We start from the raw sequence: 19,080 nt of genomic DNA, 5'->3' as shown, positions 1-19,080 counted from the left end.
GGGTGACGGCGGCGTGATCGGGCGGCTCGGGCCGGGCGCCGGTCCGTACGGTTTCCCGCATGAAGCGGACCACCGTGACGCGTTCGATGTTGTCGATGGCCGCAACGGCCGTGCTCGTGCTCGCCGGTCTGGCCGCCCCGGCCACGGCCGACCCGCCCGCCGGCGGTTGCCTCGCCGACCGGTTGACGCGACTGAGCACGCTCCGGCACCGCCTGGACGAGCTGGCCTTGAACGGACTGGCCGGCAACAGCCAGTACTGGTACGTCGACCACCGGCGCTGCACACTCACGATCGCGACGCTGCGCGGCGCCGCCGACCCGGCCACGGCGGCCTTCCTGCACACCGCCCGGATGGTGCCCGCGCTGGTCGAGATCACCGAACTCGACGCGCCGATCACCACACGCGTGGCCACGCGGCCGGCCACGGGCCCCGGCACCCGGGCCGCCACCGGATTCCACGGCGGCAGCACGCTCTACAGCGGGCTCACCGGCACGGTCTTCATCTGCACCGCCGGCTTCAACGGATACCGCGCGAACACGACCGGTACGGCGGGCCATTGCGCCCGCGACGCACCCACCTGGTACGACGGCACCGGCACCTTGATCGGCACCGTCGACGAATCCCGCTTCCCCGGCGCCGACTGGGCCGTCATCCCCGCGGCCGAGGGCCTGGCCCTGACCTCCGACATCCTCGACGGCGACTCCACCACCACGATCACCGGCTTCGCCCGGCCCCGACTCGACGACCGGGTCTGTGGCACCGGCGCCACCAGCGGCACCCGCTGCGGCACCATCGACGCCACCGACGTCACGGTCAACTACCCCGAGGGCCCGGTCACCGGCCTGGCCCGCAGCACCCAATCCGGCGCCGCCGGCGACTCCGGCGGCCCGGTCCACACCGGCCACACCGGAGTCGCCCTGATCAGCGGCGGCCCACCCGAAGGCGCCCCCACCTTCCTCCAACCCCTGAACTTCTGAGCCCCGTACCCGGGGGCATCGAGACGCTCAGCGACCCGCCCGTAACCGCCCCCGCCTTCCACCGACCCCCCGAACCTCCGAGCCCCCGGGAGCGCCCGGACGTTCAGCGACCCACCCGAAACCGCCCCACCCTCCACCGACCCCCGAACTTCCGAGCCCCACCTCCCGGGAGCGTCGAGACGCTCAGCGGCGGAGGAGTTCGAGTTGGGTGGTGAGGGTGTCGATGCCGCGGTAGGTGAGGCCGACGAGGGCAACGTGTTTCCAGCGCAGGATGCCCTCGGCGTCGATGATGAAGACGGCTCGGCGCAGGGCGCTGCTGCCCAGGCCGATTCCGTAGGCCTGGACCACCTTGTGCTCGGTGTCGGCGAGCAGCGGCATCCGCAGGTCGTATTTGCGGGCGAATCGCTCGTGGCTGTCCAGGTCCTGCGGGCTGATCCCCCAGACGGTGGCGTCCAGATCGGTGAATTGTTCGAAGCCGGAGGAGTATGAGCACAGTTGCTTCGTGCAGACCGCCGTGTCGTCGCCGGGGTAGAAGGCCAGCACGACCGGGCGGCCGCGCTGGGCGGACAGGGTCAAGGGGGCGCGCTCGGCCTCGCCGTCGGTCAGGTGCACCGCGTCGAGGGTGAAGTCCGGCGCCGGGGCGCCGATTTCGGGGGTTTTGGACACGTCGTGGTCTCCTCGGGCGGGGTGGGCGGCGGCGTGCGGGCCGGCGCGCTGGGCACCGAGACGCTACCCGGCGTCGCTCACGGCCGTGCCGGCGCCATCCGCCGGACCAGGAGCGCGATCGCCGGGAGCGGGAAGAGCAGCAGGAACAGGTTGGGCAGCCACCATTCGGGCGCGAAGTCGCCGCGCATCACCCAGAACGCGATGGCCTGGAGGCCCGCGGTGCTGGTCAGCACGAGCGAGATCAGCATCAACGGGTGGGCGTTCCCGGCCGCGGTACGTCGGCCCAGGCGCAGCGCGGCCAGACCGGTCACCGCGGCCGCGAGGTCGAGCGGCACGAACGAGTAGTTCCAGTCGCCGATCACCGGATCGGCGTAGTCCTTGTACGCGTACTCGGCCGGGATCAGCGCGAACAACGTGACGGTCCAGTAGATCAGGAAGCCCACGTCGGCGATGGTCATCGAGACCCGGGTGAAGCACATCAGGTCGGCGCCGCGCGAGCGCACGGCCGTGCTACTCATGGGTCGTCCCGCCGTTCAGGGAGAGCACCGCCACGCCGACGACCACCAGCGCCATGCCGAGCACCGTGCCCGGCCGGAGCGGCTCGTCGTACAGGAGTACGCCGCCGGCGAGTGCGCCGACAGTGCCCAGGCCGGACCAGATCGCGTACACCGGGCCCACGTTCAGCGTCTTCAACGCCTGCGCGAGCAGCACGAACGCGAGCAGGTAGCCGACCGCGACGACCGCGCTCGGGACGAGCCTGGTCAGTCCGTGCGAGGCGCGCAGCGACAGGGTCGCGGTGACCTCGGCCAGGATCGCCCCGCCGACCAGCAGTCCCGCGATCACGCCGCGCCGCCTCGGGTGCGGATCAGCTCGGTCAGCAGCGCGCGCAGGTCGGTGTGCGCGGCGTCGTGCGGAACGCCCAGGTCCAACAAGCGGGCCGCCCACCAGCCGTCCACCGCCATCCGGACCAGGTCGGCGACCGCCGGGTCCAGGCCGTCCGAGGCCAGCCGGCGCTGCCAGTGCGCATAGCGCTCGCGCAGGCAGGCCAGCACCTCGGGGCCGCCGGCCGCGGCGAGCAGCGCGAGGGGGACCTGGTCGACGCCGCTGCGGTCGCCGGTCGGTGACTCCGCCGGGATGCTCGCGTCCAGCCACGCCAGCGCGAACGCCCCGGGCGGGCAGCCCGGTTCGGGCAGCGCGGCCTCGAATCGGTCGGCCAGTCGTTCGACCACGCCCTGTACCAGCGCCTGCTTGCTCGGGAAGTGGTGCAGCAGTCCGCCCTTGCTGACGCCGGCCTCACGGGCCACCGCGTCCAGCCGGACCGCCTCCACACCGTCCCGGACCAGTATTCGTTCCACCGCGTCCAGCAGTCGATCGCGCATCGGCGCACCCCTGTCCCGCTCTGGATTCGTCCGGACCGTCCGGACGGTCGGGAGCAACGGTAGCAGCGAATCACCCCGGCGCACGTGTCCTCGGGTCGGGTGATCCACCGTGCGCCGCACGGGAGTTGCCGCGTCGCGGGGCGGGAGGGGCCCGGCTGGGGACCGGGCGGGTCGCCACTCGGCAGGGGTCGGCGGGGTTTCGGTGAAACCCGAACGGGTCGTCGCCCGGCGGCTCGGGACACCGAGCCGGAGGGCGGACGGGGGCGGGGCCCGGGTCGCTCGGTGGGCTCGCCGACGCGGAGTGGTGGCCGACGGACTCCCGGGCGAGCGGCTTCGCGGCCGCCGACCCGGGCGGCGGTCAGCCGGCCGGCGCCGCGCCCGAGGCCGACCCGGCACCGGCCGGGTTCTCGTCCGTGGAACCGCCGGAGGGGACCGCGGACTCGGCTCCGGACGAAGAGGCGGACTCGGCTCCGGACGAGGAGTCCGTCGAGGCCTCGGCGCTCGACCCGGAAGCGGCGTCGCTCGCCGCCTCGGACGAGGCGTCCGTCGGGGTCTCGGAAGCCGATTCCGAACTCTGCACCGCCGGGCTGTCCCCGTCGGTGTCGTCGTCCCCGCCGCCTGAGCCGTTCACCAGCAGGCTCACCACCACGATCAGCGCGATCACCGCGACGATCGCGACGACCGCGCCGATGATGTACGCGAGCCGCCGGCGCGGGGGCGGCGGAGCCGCCGGATCGTCGGGCAGCGGCACGGTGGGCGACCGAACCCGGAGCGGCGGCGGCGAAGCGGGTCGAGTCGGCTGCGGCTGTTGCTCCACGGCGGCCGGCTCGGCGGCGGGTACGGCCGCAGGTGCGGCGGCGCCGGGCATGCCGGCCGGATGTACGGGTGCCGGCACGGTCGTTCCATCCGCGCCCACCGGCCCCACCGCTCCCGCAGACCCTTCCGGGCTCGTCGAACGTTCCGACCCCGCCGGCTCCCCGGCCGCCGCGGGCCGCGCGAACTCCGTCGGCGCGGCCAGTTGCCGCGCGATGTTCCGCGCCCCGCTGTCGGTCACGTTCGCCGCGAGCAGCAGTCGGACCCGGTCCGCGTCCGGTCGCCCCGCCGGGTCCTTGTCCAACAGGCCCAGGATCACCTCGGTCAACGGCCCCGCCCGGCGCGGCCGCGGCGGCGGCTCACCCAGCACCGCGGCCATGCTCGCGTACGCCTGCTCGCGCCGGAACGGCGATGTGCCCTCCACCGCCTGGAAGAGCGTGCAGCCCAGCGAAAACAGGTCGGCGGCCGGCGTGGCGGCGTCCCCGCGCAGCCGTTCGGGCGCGATGTACTCCAGCGTCCCGATCACCCCCGACCCGGTCAGCCCCGCGTCGTCCTCGTGCACCGCGATGCCGAAGTCGACCAGCGCGATCCGCCCGGTGGGCGCGAACAGCACGTTCGCGGGCTTGACGTCGCGATGCACGATGCCCAGCGCGTGCGCCGCGGCCAGCGCGTCCACCAGTGCGGTCCCGACCACCCGAACCTGCTCCACCGTCAGCGGGCCGTCCTCGGCGACCACCTCGGCCAGCGTGCGGGACGGCACGTACTCCATCACGATCCACGGCACGCCGTCCTCGACCACCACGTCGTGCACGCTGACGATGTGCGGATGCTCGCGCAGCCGCGCCGCGTTCCGTGCCTCGCGCATGGCCCGGGCGACGCGCTGCTCGCGCTCCGCGTCCGGGAGCCAATCGCCGATGCTCACCTGCTTGATCGCGACCTCGACGTGCAGCAGCTCGTCCATCGCGCGCCACACCACACCCATGCCCCCGAAACCCAACTGCTCGAGCAGCCGGTACCGGGCGGCGACAAGACGTCCCGAACCCCGCGTGTCCATGGCAGGCCCACCCCCCGAATGACAGTGTGGGCCGGATTCGGTCACGGCGCCGGCAAACGGACATCCCGGATCGCGCCGATATCGCGCCGATCCGGAGGAACAGGTGCCGGAATTCGTTCCCGACTCGTTGTCCGGACCCGCGCGCGAGTCTCTGCCGTGAGGGTGCTCGATCCGGCACCATGACGTAATGAGCCGTGTGGAGAAACGCACGTCGACCGAACCGCTGTTGCCCGCGCCGGCGCCGCGAGCCCTGCCGCCCCTGGCCACGCTGCCCGTCTCGCTGATCGTGTTCGCGGTCTTCGCGGTGCAGACGGCGGTGTCCTCGCGCTACGGCTTCCATCGCGACGAGCTGTACTTCGTCGTGGCCGGCCGGCACCTCGCCTGGGGTTACGTCGACCAACCTCCGCTCACCCCGCTACTCGCCCGCGTGTCCGCTGAGTTGTTCGGGGACGACCCGCAGGATCTGCGGATATTCGCCGCGCTCGCGTGCGCGGCCACCGTGCTGGTCGTCGCGCTGATAGCACGCGAGTTCGGCTCCGGCCGGTCCGGCCAACTGCCGGCGGCGGCCTGCGCGGCCACGTCCGGCATCGTGCTCGGCGTCGGTCACCTGTGGTCCACCGCGACGCTGGACATCCTCGCGTGGCTCCTGGTGGCGTGGTTCGTGCTGCGCCTGTCGCGCACCGGCGACGGGCGCTGGTGGCTCGCGGTCGGGGCCGCCGTCGGCGGTGCGATGCTCAACAAGTACCTGGTCGGCTATCTCGTGGTCGCGCTGCTCGTCGGCCTGTTCGCGGTCGGTCCCCGGGACGTGTTGCGCAGCCGTTGGCTGGGCGGGGGCGTCGCGATCGCGGTACTGCTCGGCACGCCCGGTCTGATCTGGCAGGCCGGCCACGACTGGCCGCAGTTCACCGTCGCGGGCGGCATCAGCTCGGACGACGGAACGACCAACCGGATCATGTTCGTCCCGCTGCAAATCGCCTACCTGTCCCCGCTGTTCGTGCCGATCTGGGTGGCCGGCGGGATCCGCCTGTGGCGTTCGGAAGAACTGCGCTGGGCCCGCTCGATACTGTTCGGCTACCTGGTCCTGTGCGTCCTGGTGGTCGGCTCGGGCGGCAAGTCGTACTACGCGCTGCCACTGCTGTTGGTCCTGGTCGCGGCGGGCTGCGAGCCGACCGTGCGGTGGGTCGCGTCCCGGCCCACCAGGCGGGTACCGGTCGGCTCGATGCTGGTGATCGCCGCCGTCACCAGCGCGGTGATCTCGCTGCCGCTGCTGCCGGTCGCCAAGGTGAACGCGGTGAACGGGATCAACCCGGAGCAGGGCGAACAGATCGGCTGGCCGGAACTGGCCGACGCCGCGGCGGTGGCCTGGGCGCGGATTCCGCCCGAACAACGCGATCGGGCGGTGCTGTTCGCGGGCAACTACGGCGAGGCGGGCGCGCTCGACCGGTACGGTCCCGCCCGCGGACTGCCCAAGCCGTACTCGGGCCACATGTCCTTCGCCGACTGGGGGCCGCCGCCGGATCGCGCCGACGGCCCGGTGGTGATCGTGCGCGAGGGCGAGGTCACACAACGGTTGCGGGACTTCGTGGACTGTCGCCTCGTCACCCGGGTGGACAACGGCAAGGGCGTCGACAACGAGGAGCAGCACGCGGTGGTCGAACTGTGCGCGGGCACGGCGCGGCCCTGGTCGAGTCTGTGGCCCGACCTGCGGCACTTCTACTGATCGACGAAAGCCGACCGGAACCGGCCCGGGCCGAACGCGGCCGGGGCGATCCGGACCGGCCCGGGTCGGCCTGGGTCGGCCTGGGTCGGCCTGGGTCGACCCGCGCCTACCCGCAACCCACCGTCGCACGGTGCCCGGATCAGCGGTCGACACCCGGTTCGACCGCCCCGGGCAAGCCCCGATCGGCCCGTGCCGCGCCCGTAGGATGCGGCCACGCAGGGAGGAGCGTCATGGTGAATGCGAGTCCGCCCGGCTATCGCACCGGCGGCGAGGGGCGGCCCGGATCGTTGACCGGCTCGGCGTACCGGGAGATCCGGCGGCGGGTGCTGCACCTGGAACTCGCGCCCGGCGCGCGCTTCACCGAGAAGGCGGTGGCCGGCGAGCTGGGCATGAGCAAGACACCCGTGCACGAGGCGCTCGCGCTGCTCGCCGAGGACGGCTTCGTCGAGGTCATCCCCCGCAGCGGCTACCGGGTCTCGCGGGTCACCGTACGCTCCGCCCGCGAGCTGTTCGACCTGCATCGCGCGCTGGAACAGGACGCGGCGGCGTCGGTGGCGCGCCGGCCGACCGAGGTCACCGCGCTGGTGGCCCGCGAGGACGCGTGGGTACGGACCCGGCGACCGGTCGAGGGTCCGGACGCGTGGCTGGACCGGTACACCCGGCTGCATCTGCTGCTCACCGAGCCGGTCGGCAACCGGCACCTGCGCCGCGCGCTGGGTGGGACCCTGCACGCGCACCACCGGCTGATCCGGCTGTGCGTCGCCGCCGACGGCCCGCATCCACGCGCCATCGCGGGCGACGACGCGCCGCTGCTGGAGGCACTCGCGGCGGGCGACCCGGGCGCGGCACGGCGCGCGGTGCACATCCGGCTGACCGGATGCCGGGAGCGGGTGCTGGACACGCTGCTCTCCAGCGACGCGCTGCCGGACGTGAACATCGCGGGGCCCGCGTCCCGACTGTGATCGTTGGGCCTGCGTCCCGACTGGAATCACCGGGCCGGCGTTCCCACCCTGCTGATGGCCGGCTCGGCGTACCGCCAAGACCGCCCACCCCCGACCACCCCCGACCACCCGGGCTCACCCGGGCTCACCCGTCGCGCAGCAGCGTGCCCAGGTCCAGGTCGAGCAGGTCCGCCGGCGGTTCGGCGCCGAATCCGTCGCCGTCCGCACGGCCCAGCCGCGCGGCGACCGGCGGCACCAGCGCGGCGACCACCGCCGCGCCCAGGGCCCGGACGCCGACCTCGACCGCGCTCGCCGCGGCCTCCGGATCACCCGCCGAGAGCGCGGCCCGCAGCGCCCCGTGATCCGGCGCCGGCCAGCGCGGATCGCCGAGCGCGGCGGCCAGGCACACATGCCGGAGGTGGTGGCGCAGCACGTAGTGCTCGACCTCGGCGGCCCGCCCGTTCCCGGCCCGCTCGGCGAGCGCGGCGCCCAGCGCGAGCCAGCCCAGCGGCTCCGGCCCCACGTCCGTCCCGGAGCGAGAGCCGGACCGGTGACACCTGCCCGGTACGCCCGCCGCGACCACGTCCGCCGCCGCCCGCCGCCACGCGTCCGCCGTGTCCTCCAGCCCGCGCGGCGCCGTCGCGTCCCGCCGCCTCGCGGCCAGCCGGGCCAGCAACGTCTCGATCGTCAGGCGCAGTTCGAGCAGTTCGCGGATGTCGCGCAGGGTGACCGGCATGACCAGGTAGCCCGAATGCGGCGCGACCGCGACCAGGCTCTCGTGGGTGAGCAGATTCAGCGCCTCGCGCACCGGCGTCTTGCCCATCCCCAGGACCGCCGCCAGTTCCCCCTCGCTGAACACCGTGCCGGGCACCATCTCCAGGCGCAGGATCCGGCCGCGGATCGCCTCCCGGGCGAGGGCGGTCCGGCTTTTCGTGGGCGCGGTCGGGCTCGGCGTCATGTCCGGATTCTCCTCGCCTCCCGGCCGCGTTTCGGCTCGGCGGCGGGGATCGGCGAAGATCGGCAAACCGGTGGGTGGACCGGATCGAGGAACGCGCCCGACCCGCGCACCGACCTCGACGCGGCCGACTTCACGCTTGCCCGGGGGGACTAATATCTCAGGGAGCCGAGTCGGCGACAAGGACACGGGGGCGCGCCGGCCCCGGATGGTGTCCACGACGTGGGGCCTTTGCCATCGCCGGCGCCGACTGCTGCGATGATCCTCGCGACGAGGAAGGTGGTTTCGGATGACCCGCGCGGCCCGCACGCCGACCGGCGCTGCTCCGGAGCGCGCCCGTTCGGTTGCCGGTCCTCCTCCGACGACGCGAGACCGGGCCTACCATCGGAATCGTGTCGAAGGCTCCACCGACCGCATTCGCGAGCCGCACCCGCACGCCATCCCCTCGGGACGAACGACCTTGGACATCGACATATGACCGCGTCGCAGCACACCCGATCCGCATCCCCCGTCACGCTCCTGCGGGAATGGCACGAGCGCGCCGACGGCGCCGCCCTGCACGAGGCCCTGTTCATCGGCTTGGGCGTCGACCTGCCGTTCCTGGAGCGTGTGGCCGTACCGCTCGCCCGCGACCTCTCCGCCCGCGTCGCGATCCTGGGGGACGCCGCGCAGGAGGCGCACGACCCGGTCGAGGTGCGCGGCGCCGGCCGTGACTACCTCTACGCGCCCACCGTCTGTCCCGGTGGCCTGCGCGCCAAGCTGGTCGTGCTGCTCGGCGAGCACGCGTGCCGGATCGCGATCGGCGGCGGCAACCCCGCGCTGCCCGGCTGGGCCGACGACCGGTCGTGGACGGTGGTCGAGACCGAGCAGGACGCGTCCAACGCGCTGCTGGCCGACGTCGCCGACTGGCTGGACAAGCTGCCCGACCTGGACGGCGTCGCGATGGCTCCCTGGGCCGGCGAGTACCTGCGCGAGATCGCCGGGCTGCTGACCGAGCGACACATCATGGCGGACGAGACGCCCGGTCCCGAGGCCCGACTGCTGGACAACCTGGACCGTTCGCTGCTGGCCCAGGTGCCGGCCGGTCCGGTCGAGGAACTGCACGTGTACGCGCCGGCCGTGGACCCGACGGGCGACACGCTGCGCGAGCTGATCGCGCGGCTGTCCCCGGCGCGGGTGCGGGTGGGCGTGCACGAGAACTGGTCCGGCTACACCGGCGCGCTGCTGCGGTCCGCGCTCGCCGGCCGCCCGGCCGACGTGCTCGTACTGCCCGAACAGCGGCCGGCGCACGGCCGGTTCGCGCAGTGGCGGATCGGTGAGCACTGGTTCGCGCTGACCGGCAACGCCGACCTGACCCGGGCCGCGTTCGCGGACACCGCGGCCACCGGCGGCGGTCTCGACCTCGCGGTACGCACGGTCGGCACCGACGTGCTGCCGCTCGGCGCGGGCCGCACCACCTCGCCCGCCGGCCTGGACGCGCTGCGCGGCGTCGCGGCCGGTGCCGACCTCGTCCTGCTCGGCGCCCGAGCGGACGGCGCGGGACTGCACGTGGTGCTGTCCGAGGCCGCCCGCGAGCCGGTCACGGTGAGCACCTCCGCCGACGGATCTCCGGGCTCCTGGCGGGAGTTGGGCACCATCGCGAGCGGTGCGACGAGCGCCGGCTTCCCGCCCGCGGCCGGTCTGGGACCGGCGGTACGGGGCAGTGTCACGCGCGCCGACGGCAGTGTGCTGCACTCCGCGGCGGTGTTCGCGTACAGCCCGGCCGCCGCCGCGCGACCGAGCGGAACACGGCTCACCCCGCGCCCGGCGCCCGCGACTGTCACGCCGCCGACGCCGCGGCCCGCCGCGCCGACCCCCGTGGTCGCGCCGCGCCCGGTCGAGGCCGCGGCCGCACCACGGGCCACACCCACGCCGCGCCCGTCGACACCTGCTCCGAGTCCGGCCGCGATTTCGTCGCCCGCGCCGGCCCCCGCGCCCGTCGTACCCGCCGCGCCCGCCGTGACGTCCGCGCTGCACGTCCCCGCCCGCACCGACCTCGAACCGACCCCGGCCCTGCCGGTCGAGGACAGCCCGTACGCCGACGCGATCGAGGAGTTCGCCGCCCACGGCTGGGTCGCCGGCATCGAGGACGGAATCTGGCGGATCACCGGCTCGTTCGGCAACCCGGTCCCGATCGCGGCGGTGGCCGCGACGCGCCTGGCGCAGTACGGCGAGGCGGTGCTGATCCAGGCCGGCAACGAGCGCCGCTGGGCCTTCATGGCCTGGGACGCGCCCGACCTGACGCTGCTCAACTGGCCCGCGCGGAACTGGCGCAGCTATCAGATACGTCCGCCGGCCGACCCCGAGTCGCGCTTCCGGGGCGGCGATCTGGCGAGCGTCCCGGGCCGGGTCGGCCCGCTCAACCGCCAGATCGGCGACCCGCCGCCGGCCCTCCTGCGCGTCCTCGACGAGGTCGGCATCGGCTTCGCCGAACTGGTCAAGACGCTCCAGCAGATCGGCGGCTGACCCCTCCCGGCCCCACGCCGCCACCGGACCCGCGTTCGCGCGGCCGGCCCGTGAGACCTAGCGAGCGATCGCTAGAATGCCGCAACCAACACAATGCGCCCCGGAACGGCCGGAGCCCGTGCGCGGAATCAGGAGCCGGACCCCATGGCGGAGCCACTCGCGGCGGATCTGCGCGCCGACGGCCACACCGACTGGCGCGCGTACGATCCGCTGCTGCTGCCGCCGATCCTGGCCGCCTCGCTCGCCGCGTTCGACGAGCACGGGTATCACGGCACGACGGTGCGCGACATCGCGCGCCGCGTGGGTGTGACGGTGCCGGCGCTGTACTACCACTACCAGAACAAGCAGGCGCTGCTGGTCGAGCTGCTGCTCGGCTCGATGAACGCCGCGCTCGGCCGCTGCCGGGGCGCACTCGCCGAGGCGGACGACGCGCCCACCGCGCGGTTCGCCGCCCTGGTCGAGTGCATCGTGCTGTACATGGCCAACCGCGCGCCGCTGGCCTTCCTGGACACCGAGATGCGCAGCCTCGAACCCGACAACCGCGCCCGCTACGTCGCGATGCGCGACGAGCTCGAGGCCCTGATGCACGACGCGGTCCGCGACGGCGTCGCACTGGGCGAGTTCACCACCCCGTACCCCGTCGACGCCGGCCGCGCGGTCCTCACCTGCTGCCAGGCCGTCGCCAACTGGTACCGCTCCACGGGCCCGCTGACCCCACCCCAAATCGCCAACCGCTACGTGCAGATCTCCTTGGCCACAGTCGGCCACACCCCAAACCCCAACACCCCCCGAACCAACCTCGACCCAACCGACACCTGAACCCACCGACACCTGAACCCACCGACACCAAACGCCAACCCCACACGCCCACGCCCAAACCACCCGAGCCAAACCCAGCCCGGCCGGCGCTTGAGGCCACCCCAACCCCCCCGACACCAAACGCCGACCGAACCACATCCAGCCCGGCCGGCGTTTGAGGCCACCCCTCGGCCGGAGGCCGGACAGCCCAGCCCGGCCGGCGCTTGAGGCCAAAAGGCCCAGTGCCCAACGCCTACTTCGGCGCCATCCTGATCGCGCCGTCCAACCGAATCACCTCGCCGTTGAGCATCTGGTTCTCCACGATGTGCGCGACCAGCGACGCGTACTCCGCCGGCCGCCCCAACCGACTCGGATGCGGCACCTGCGCCCCGAGCGACGCCCGCGCGGCCTCCGGCAACGACCCGAGCAGCGGCGTCTCGAACAGACCGGGCGCGATCGTCATCACCCGCACCGCCAGTCCCGCCAGGTCCCGCGCGATCGGCAGCGTCATCGCCGCGATCCCGCCCTTGGACGCGCTGTACGCGGCCTGCCCGATCTGCCCGTCGAACGCCGCGACCGACGCGGTGTTCACGATCACGCCGCGCTCGCCGTCCACCGGCTCGTGCCCGATCATCCGCTCCGCGGCCAACCGCAGCACGTTGAAGGTGCCGATCAGGTTGATGTTGACCACCCGCGCGAACACGTCCAGCGGGAAGGCCCCCTTGCGGCCCACCGTCCGCGCCGCGTCGGCCACCCCCGCGCAGTTGACCGTGATGGCCAACGTGCCGTCCGCGTCCGCCACTTCCATCGCGGCCCGTACGTCGTCCTCCCGGGTGACGTCGCCGGGCACGAACACGGCTCGCTCGCCCAGCAGTTCGGCGACTCCCTTGCCCTGCGAGGAGGGCAGGTCGAAGAGCACGACCGATCCGCCCTTCGCGACGAGCAGTTCGGCGGTGGCCAGGCCCAGGCCCGAGGCGCCGCCGGTGACCAGGGCGGTGGTGCCTTCGATGCGCATGTGTGTGTCTCCGTAACAGTCGGGTTCGGGGTCGAGCAACAACGGGAAGACGAACCGGAAATCGCATGCGAACCGCGATCACGCGGCCCACGATCACTCGGCCCGGGTGCGGTGCGTCCGCGAGCTCACAGGCGTTCGATGATCATCGCGTTGGCCATCCCGCCGCCCTCGCACATCGTCTGAAGGCCGTACCGGCCGCCCGTGGACTCCAGCACACCCAGCAGCGTGCTCAGCAACCGTCCGCCGGACGCGCCGAGCGGGTGGCCGATCGCGATCGCGCCGCCGCGCACGTTCACCTTCTCCAGGTCGGCGCCCACGTCCGCCGCCCACGCCAACGGCACCGGCGCGAACGCCTCGTTGACCTCGAACGCGTCGATGTCGTCGATGCCCAACCCGGCCCGTTCGAGCACCTTGCGGGTGGCCGGGATGACCCCGGTGAGCATCAGCAGCGGGTCGTCGCCGGTCACCGCGAACGCGTGGAAGCGGGCCCGCGGGGTCAGGCCGAGCGCGGTCGCCCGCTCCTCGCTCATGATCAGCGCGGCGGAGGCGCCGTCGGTGAGCGGCGACGAGTTGCCCGGGGTGATCCGCCAGTCGATCTCCGGGAAGCGCGCGCCCATGCCCTCGTCCACGAACGCGGGCTTGAGCCCGGCCAGCCCCTCCTCGGTGGTCGCGGGACGCACCGTCTCGTCCACCCGGTGCTCGCCGCCGTCGAGGGTGATCGGCACGATCTCCCGGTCGAACGCGCCCTCCGCGCCGGCCTGCGCGGCGAGCCGGTGCGAGCGCGCGGAGAACCGGTCCAGCGTCTCGCGGTCCAGGTTCCATCGGGCCGCGATGAGTTCGGCCGAATAGCCCTGCGGGATCAGCCCCTGCGGGTAGCGCTTGCCGAGCAGTTCGCCGAACGGGTCGCCCCCGCGCGCGGCGAAGCCCATCGGCACCCGGCTCATCGATTCGACGCCGCCCGCGATCACGATGTCGTACGCGCCGGCGATCACGCCCTGCGCGGCGAAGTGCGCGGCCTGTTGGCTGGATCCGCACTGCCGGTCCACGGTCGTCGCGGGCACGCTCTCCGGGAATCCGGCGGCGAGCACCGCGTTGCGGGCGATGTTCAGCGACTGGTCGCCGGCCTGGGACACACAGCCCGCGATCACGTCCTCGACCGAAGCGGGGTCGAGCCCGTTGCGCTCGACCAGCGCGCGCAGCGTGTGTGCGAGCAGGTCGACCGGGTGGGTGCCGGACAGCGCGCCGCCGGGCTTGCCCTTGCCGGACGCGGTGCGTACGGCGTCGACGATGACGGCTGTGGTCATGGGGTTCGTCTCCTTCAGGACTGGCGGAACCGACGGAGCCGGCGGACCGGCGGGACCGGATGGGCCGCACCCGGCGGCCGACCGGCGCCGCCCCACGCGGTTCCGCAGCCCGCCGCCGGTGAGGTGTACCGGACCCCAAGGTTACTGAACGTTCGCTAAAGACATTCGACCCGCCGGCGCAACCCCTGTCAAGCATCGACCCGGGCGCCGCCGATCGTTCCCGGCCACGCCACCGGTGCGCCGCGTCGCACTAGGCTGACAACCGTGACCAGCGCACCCGTACGCGAGCCACGCCAGCACCGCAGCCGCGTCACCCGAGCCAGGCTCCTGGACACCGCCGTCGAGGTCCTCGCCGAATTGGGCTGGCTCGGCGGCACCGTCACCGTGGTCGCCGAGCGCGCGGGCGTCTCCCGGGGCGCCGTGCAGCACCACTTCCCCACCCGCGAGGACCTGTTCACCGCCGCGATCGACCACATGGTGACCGACCTGTTCGCCCGGATCCGGCTGGACGGCGCCCGGATCCCGCCCGGCCCCGAGCACACCGAGGCGGTGGTCGAGGCGCTCGTGTCGATGTTCCGCGGCACGCTCTACCGCGCCGCGCTCAACCTGTGGGCCGCCGCCGTGCAGAACGAGGAGTTGCGGGTCAAGGTGTTGCCGCTGGATCGGCGACTGTGCGCCGCGATGTACGACATGGCGGTCGACCTGCTCGCCGCCGACGTGTCCCGCCCCGGGGTGCCGGCCGCCGTGGAGGCGACCCTGTCCCTGGCCCGCGGCCTGGGTGTGCGGGACATGCTCGTCGAGGACGAGGCGCTCCGGCGGGCGATCGTACGGCAGTGGGCCGGGCACCTGGGGTCCGTGCTCGCCGGTCCCGACGCGAGCTGATCCCCACCCGCGCGCGGGCCGTCCGAAGCGGCTGTTCGCGGTGCGAAGCGGCTGTTCTCACGTGTGGGCCGTCCGAAGCGGCTGTTCCGGGCGCGAAGCGGCTGTTCGCGGTGCGAGGCGACGCCGAGGCGTTCGAGCGCGAGCGGCACGGCGAATCGTGGTCGGAGATCGACGAGGCGATCCGCCCCGGTCCGCCCCGGTCCGCCCCGGCAACCGTGGGAGGAGCACGTGCCCGCGGCCGGGACGCCGCGCGCACGCACCCCCTGAGCCGCGCGCCTCGCCCTCCCCGAACCGGCTACGGCACCAGCACCAACCGTCCGCGCAGGCCGCCCGCGTCCAATCGGGCGAACGCCTCGGCCGCCCCCGCCAGCGGGAAGGTCCCGGCCACCCGCAGGGTCAACCCGCCCTTGTCGGCCAGTGCCGCGAGTTCGGCCAACCGCGCGCCGTCCGCGCGGATCCAGACCTGGTGCACCCGGGTCCCGCGCAGTGCCGGCGGCGCCGCGCCCGCGTTCACCGCGACGAACGCCGCGCCGCCGCGCACCGCGTCCAGCGCGTCCGGACCGAGCATCGCCGCGTCCAGCACCGCGTCCGCGCCGCCGGGCACCAACGCCCGTATCCGGTCCGCGAGTTCCGTGCCGCGCGCGACGAACCACTCGGCACCGACGCCGCGTACGAAGTCCTCGTCCGCGGCACCCGCGACCGCCACCACGCGCACCCCGCGCGCCGCCGCGAGTTCGACCGCGAAGGCGCCGACCGCGCCCGCCGCACCGGTCACCACCAGCGTGTCCCCGGCGGACAGGTCGAGCAACTCCAGCCCCTGCCACGCGGTCAGCCCGTTCAGCGGGATGGTCGCCGCCGCCACCGGATCCAGGCCGGCCGGCAGCGGCCCGACCGCTTCCGCGTCCAGCACCACGAACTCGGCCTGCGCGCCCGTCCGTACATCCAGCCGGTCACGCAGCCCGAGCACCGCGTCGCCGACCGCGAACCGGGTGACCCCCGGGCCGATCGCGGCCACCTCGCCCGCGACGTCCCAGCCCAGCCCGAACACCTCGCGGGCACCCACCAGGCCGAAGCGCACCGGCGCGCCGTCCACCACCAGCAGATCCACCGGGTTCACCGTCGCCGCCGCGACCCGGATCCGCACCTGTCCCGGTCCCGGTTCGCGGTCGGGTGTGTCCACGACCTCGACGACGGGCGATCCGGCTCGGGCGATCACCGCACGCATGACACCACTCCCACGTTCCTGTGACTGCGGGCCGGCCCTCCCGGCCCCTCGATCGCCAACCTACGAAGAGCTACTCTCCAATGGAAAGCACGTACCTCGAAGTGCGTATCCCACCCGAAGGAGAGCCATGGCGACCCGTACCGCGGCCCAGCGTCGCGCCGAGGCCCGCACCGCGTTCGACGCCTACATGGCGGACTGCCCGGCCCGCCGGCTCCTGGACGGGATCAGCGACAAATGGGTGAGCCTGCTGGTCAACGCGCTGGCGGACGGCCCGCGTCGGTACAGCGACCTGTCCCGCCGGGTGGCCGGGGTCAGCCAGAAGATGCTCACCCAGACGCTGCGCAACCTCGAACGCGACGGCCTGGTCACCCGCACGGTCACCCCGTCCGTCCCGGTCCGGGTCGACTACGCGCTCACCCCGCTGGGCGAGAGCCTGTTGCCGCTGATGCTGGCCATCAAGACCTGGGCCGAGGAGCACATCCCCGAGGTGGACCGGGCACGCGAGCGCTACGACGCGGAACACCTCGCGCCGAGCCGGACCCCGGACACGATCCGACAGCCCTTCACCGAGGCTGCCCGCGTCGGGCGCGACCTGACACCCCTTCACCCGGACCCGCCCGCATCGAACACGACCTGACAGCCCCTCACCCGGACCTGCCCGCATCGGGCACGACGCGACCACCCCTCACCGGCCCCGCCCGCATCGGCCGTTCGCGCCGCGCGGCCCGCGGGCCCGAGCCCTCGTGCCCCATCGCACGCGGGTGACCTGCCACTTCACCGACGTCCGACGCGGCGCGCACTTGTCTTCGGGCCGCACGACGGCGGGTCACCAGTGGTCCGCCAGAACATCGCCGACTGTTCATTTTCCGTCCCGCCGAGGGTGTTTCCGGCTCCATATCGTGATCTTGACCGGCGGAACGGACGCCGGCCGAACTTCTCGAGGAGCCCTGTCGTGTCGCCTGGCCGTGAGACCCACGAGCGCGAACGGCGGATCGAACTGCTGATGGCGGAGAGCACGCCACTGCGCAGGTACGTGAGCGGCATCCTGGGCACGGACCTGCACACGGTCGAAGACGTGGTTCAGGAAACGCTGTTACGGGCGTGGGAGGCGGCGGACCGCCTGGACTGGGACGGCAGACCGATCCGGATGTGGCTGTTCCGGGTCGCCCGAAACCTGGCCGTGGACGCCCGGCGGCGCAACCGGTCGCTGCCGGTGGGCATCGACCCCAGCGAGTTCGTCGGATTGCCCACGGTGCCCGATCCGGCCGCGACGGTGGTGGATCGTTGCGTACTGGTGGGGGCGTTGCGCGCGCTCGCGCCCTCGCACCGCGAGGCGGTCGCCCAGGTGCATCTGCTCGACCGCAGCGGCGCGGACGTCGCCCGCACCCTGGGGATACCGCGCGGGACGGTCAAGTCCCGTACCTACCACGGGATCGCGGCCATCCGTCGGGAGCCGGCCGCGATCGAGGAGAGCGGATGACAGGCTCCGAGGACCTCGCCATGCGGGTCGCCGGATACGACATGACGACCCTGCTCGGCTACACGGGGATCGCCGTCCTCGTGTTCGCCCTCGCCCACTGGGCCGCCATGCGGCGCGGCGGCTGGCGCTTCGTCCGCCGCCGGTTGCGCCGCGAGATCGCGCTGACCGTGGCCGCGTTCGCCGAGCCGGTCACCGCGCTCACCCGCTACCGGCGGCGGCGTCGGCTGCTGGTGCGGATGTTGCGCGAGCCGAGCACGTGGACCGACGCCGAGCACGCGCTGCTGCTCGCGGCCACCGTGTCGGCGAGCGCGCGCCCGTACGCGGCCCTGGTGGAGCGCGACGTGGTGGGCGTGCTGGTCTCCTGCGGGCCGGATCTGCCCGAGCCCGCCGAGCCGTGGGCCGCGGACGAACTCGACCCCCGGCTGTGGTGGATCGCCCGCGCCGACCTGGAGGCCGGCCCCGGTCCGGCGCCGCTCCTGGTCGCGGTCGGCACCCGCCGGGAGGCGGTGGTCTTCCTCGACCTGCTGACCGGCCCGCGGGTGCTCGCGGTATCCGGCGAACGGCGCGGCGCTCGGGCCACGTTGCAGGCCCTCGCCGCCCAGCTCGACGCCCGGCTGCCCGCCGGCGCGGTCACCGTCGCGGAGGGGGTGCACGCCCGGCACGCGGGACCGGCCCCCGCCGAGGCGTTCGCCCGCGCGACCACCGCCGCCGCGACCCGCCGGCACCCGCAGGTCGTGGTGTGCGCGGACACCCCGGACGTGCCGAGCGCCTCCCCGGTGTCGGTGCTGACCCTGGGTCGACCGCGCGGCCACGCCCGGCTGTTGGCCGTGTCGCCGACCGGCGCGCTGCTCGTGCACGGCACCCCGCTGCGGGTCGACGCGCGGCCGTTGCCGCGGGCCGTGGCCGCGACGGTATGGCAACTGCCGCCGTGGCCCACCGAGGACGCGGCACACAGGGCGCCGATCGCCGCCGACCCGGGCCTGGGCCCGGACCCCGACCTGGACCTGGACCCGGTTCCGGTTCCGAACCCGGCCCCTGCCCCGACGGCCCCGGGCACGCCCCCGGCCCCGGCCCCCGGCACGACGGCCGAGCCGGTCCCGCCGAACCCGGCCCCGACCTCGCCCCCGTCGGTGCCGTCGGTCCCGCCGCTCCCGTCCGTCCCGCACGACGATCTCGACGAACCCGCCGACACCGACAAGCCGAGCGGCGTCTCCGTCGACGCGTAGGGACACGCACGACACACGCACAACGCACGCACAACACGCGCAGAACACGCGCGGACGCCCAAGGACGCCCAAGGACGCGCAAGGAAACACGAAGACGCGCAGGGACACGTGGCAACGCGCACCGTCGCGTCACCCCTTCC

At 73.9% G+C, this 19,080-nt stretch carries 17 protein-coding genes and 1 pseudogene; 9 read left to right on the top strand and 9 right to left on the bottom strand.

Going from position 1 to position 19,080, the window contains the following annotated elements; translation table 11 throughout:
• The first annotated feature begins 59 nt into the window (after window positions 1–59).
• Complete coding sequence (locus ACWCPW_RS20295) at window positions 60–977, top strand: S1 family peptidase (RefSeq protein WP_449762962.1); 918 nt, start codon at window positions 60–62, stop codon at window positions 975–977.
• Between the two features lie 183 nt (window positions 978–1,160).
• Here ACWCPW_RS20295 and ACWCPW_RS20290 read toward each other — a convergent pair whose 3' ends face one another.
• From ACWCPW_RS20290 to ACWCPW_RS20270, 5 genes are all read right to left on the bottom strand, one after another.
• Window positions 1,161–1,643: a peroxiredoxin gene (locus tag ACWCPW_RS20290; protein WP_449762961.1), complete on the bottom strand. Its 483-nt coding sequence runs from the start codon at window positions 1,641–1,643 to the stop codon at window positions 1,161–1,163.
• Between the two features lie 77 nt (window positions 1,644–1,720).
• Window positions 1,721–2,161, bottom strand: coding sequence for a DUF5360 family protein (locus tag ACWCPW_RS20285; protein WP_449762960.1), 441 nt, complete (start codon window positions 2,159–2,161; stop codon window positions 1,721–1,723).
• Window positions 2,154–2,486: a DMT family transporter gene (locus ACWCPW_RS20280; protein WP_449762959.1), complete on the bottom strand. Its 333-nt coding sequence runs from the start codon at window positions 2,484–2,486 to the stop codon at window positions 2,154–2,156. Before ACWCPW_RS20280 ends, ACWCPW_RS20285 begins: the two co-directional genes overlap by 8 nt.
• Entirely contained in the window at window positions 2,483–3,022 is a 540-nt protein-coding gene (locus ACWCPW_RS20275) for a TetR/AcrR family transcriptional regulator (protein ID WP_449762958.1), read from the bottom strand. Before ACWCPW_RS20275 ends, ACWCPW_RS20280 begins: the two co-directional genes overlap by 4 nt.
• Window positions 3,023–3,380: 358 nt before the next feature.
• On the bottom strand, window positions 3,381–4,889 hold the full coding sequence (locus tag ACWCPW_RS20270) for a serine/threonine-protein kinase (RefSeq protein ID WP_449762957.1): 1,509 nt from the start codon (window positions 4,887–4,889) through the stop codon (window positions 3,381–3,383).
• Between the two features lie 187 nt (window positions 4,890–5,076).
• Between ACWCPW_RS20270 and ACWCPW_RS20265 the strand changes: the two genes are divergently transcribed.
• Together ACWCPW_RS20265 and ACWCPW_RS20260 are read left to right on the top strand one after the other, a co-directional pair.
• Window positions 5,077–6,609, top strand: coding sequence for an ArnT family glycosyltransferase (locus tag ACWCPW_RS20265; protein WP_449762956.1), 1,533 nt, complete (start codon window positions 5,077–5,079; stop codon window positions 6,607–6,609).
• Between the two features lie 230 nt (window positions 6,610–6,839).
• Window positions 6,840–7,571, top strand: coding sequence for a GntR family transcriptional regulator (locus ACWCPW_RS20260; protein WP_449762955.1), 732 nt, complete (start codon window positions 6,840–6,842; stop codon window positions 7,569–7,571).
• Between the two features lie 124 nt (window positions 7,572–7,695).
• Here ACWCPW_RS20260 and ACWCPW_RS20255 read toward each other — a convergent pair whose 3' ends face one another.
• Complete coding sequence (locus ACWCPW_RS20255; protein WP_449762954.1) at window positions 7,696–8,508, bottom strand: GntR family transcriptional regulator; 813 nt, start codon at window positions 8,506–8,508, stop codon at window positions 7,696–7,698.
• 471 nt (window positions 8,509–8,979) lie between these two features.
• On the opposite strand from ACWCPW_RS20255, the gene ACWCPW_RS20250 reads away from it, so the two are divergent.
• The gene (locus tag ACWCPW_RS20250) at window positions 8,980–11,010 is read left to right on the top strand and encodes a hypothetical protein (RefSeq protein ID WP_449762953.1); all 2,031 of its coding nucleotides are present in this window, start codon (window positions 8,980–8,982) and stop codon (window positions 11,008–11,010) included.
• A gap of 144 nt (window positions 11,011–11,154) precedes the next feature.
• Complete coding sequence (locus tag ACWCPW_RS20245; protein ID WP_449762952.1) at window positions 11,155–11,829, top strand: TetR/AcrR family transcriptional regulator; 675 nt, start codon at window positions 11,155–11,157, stop codon at window positions 11,827–11,829.
• Window positions 11,830–12,061: 232 nt separating this feature from the next.
• On the opposite strand, the gene ACWCPW_RS20240 is transcribed toward ACWCPW_RS20245, so the two are convergent.
• Window positions 12,062–12,823, bottom strand: coding sequence for a 3-hydroxyacyl-CoA dehydrogenase (locus ACWCPW_RS20240; RefSeq protein WP_449762951.1), 762 nt, complete (start codon window positions 12,821–12,823; stop codon window positions 12,062–12,064).
• A gap of 125 nt (window positions 12,824–12,948) precedes the next feature.
• Window positions 12,949–14,127 (bottom strand): thiolase family protein, encoded by a 1,179-nt coding sequence (locus tag ACWCPW_RS20235; RefSeq protein WP_406294648.1) that lies wholly within the window; start codon window positions 14,125–14,127, stop codon window positions 12,949–12,951.
• Between the two features lie 264 nt (window positions 14,128–14,391).
• Here ACWCPW_RS20235 and ACWCPW_RS20230 point away from each other — a divergent pair, with 264 nt between their 5' ends.
• Entirely contained in the window at window positions 14,392–15,009 is a 618-nt protein-coding gene (locus ACWCPW_RS20230; protein WP_449762950.1) for a TetR/AcrR family transcriptional regulator, read from the top strand.
• Window positions 15,010–15,304: 295 nt separating this feature from the next.
• Here ACWCPW_RS20230 and ACWCPW_RS20225 read toward each other — a convergent pair whose 3' ends face one another.
• Window positions 15,305–16,234 (bottom strand): NADP-dependent oxidoreductase, encoded by a 930-nt coding sequence (locus ACWCPW_RS20225; RefSeq protein WP_449762949.1) that lies wholly within the window; start codon window positions 16,232–16,234, stop codon window positions 15,305–15,307.
• Between the two features lie 127 nt (window positions 16,235–16,361).
• On the opposite strand from ACWCPW_RS20225, the pseudogene ACWCPW_RS20220 reads away from it, so the two are divergent.
• From ACWCPW_RS20220 to ACWCPW_RS20210, 3 genes and pseudogenes are all read left to right on the top strand, one after another.
• Window positions 16,362–16,754, top strand: a pseudogene (locus tag ACWCPW_RS20220) (winged helix-turn-helix transcriptional regulator); the annotation flags it as partial.
• Window positions 16,755–17,186: 432 nt separating this feature from the next.
• Complete coding sequence (locus ACWCPW_RS20215) at window positions 17,187–17,714, top strand: sigma-70 family RNA polymerase sigma factor (RefSeq protein ID WP_449762948.1); 528 nt, start codon at window positions 17,187–17,189, stop codon at window positions 17,712–17,714.
• On the top strand, window positions 17,711–18,940 hold the full coding sequence (locus ACWCPW_RS20210) for a hypothetical protein (protein ID WP_449762947.1): 1,230 nt from the start codon (window positions 17,711–17,713) through the stop codon (window positions 18,938–18,940). The genes ACWCPW_RS20215 and ACWCPW_RS20210 overlap by 4 nt, the downstream gene beginning before the upstream one ends.
• The last annotated feature ends 140 nt before the right edge of the window (window positions 18,941–19,080 follow it).

It is taken from the genome of Embleya sp. NPDC001921 (assembly GCF_053594475.1).
This window is presented reverse-complemented; position numbering and strand designations above follow the sequence as displayed.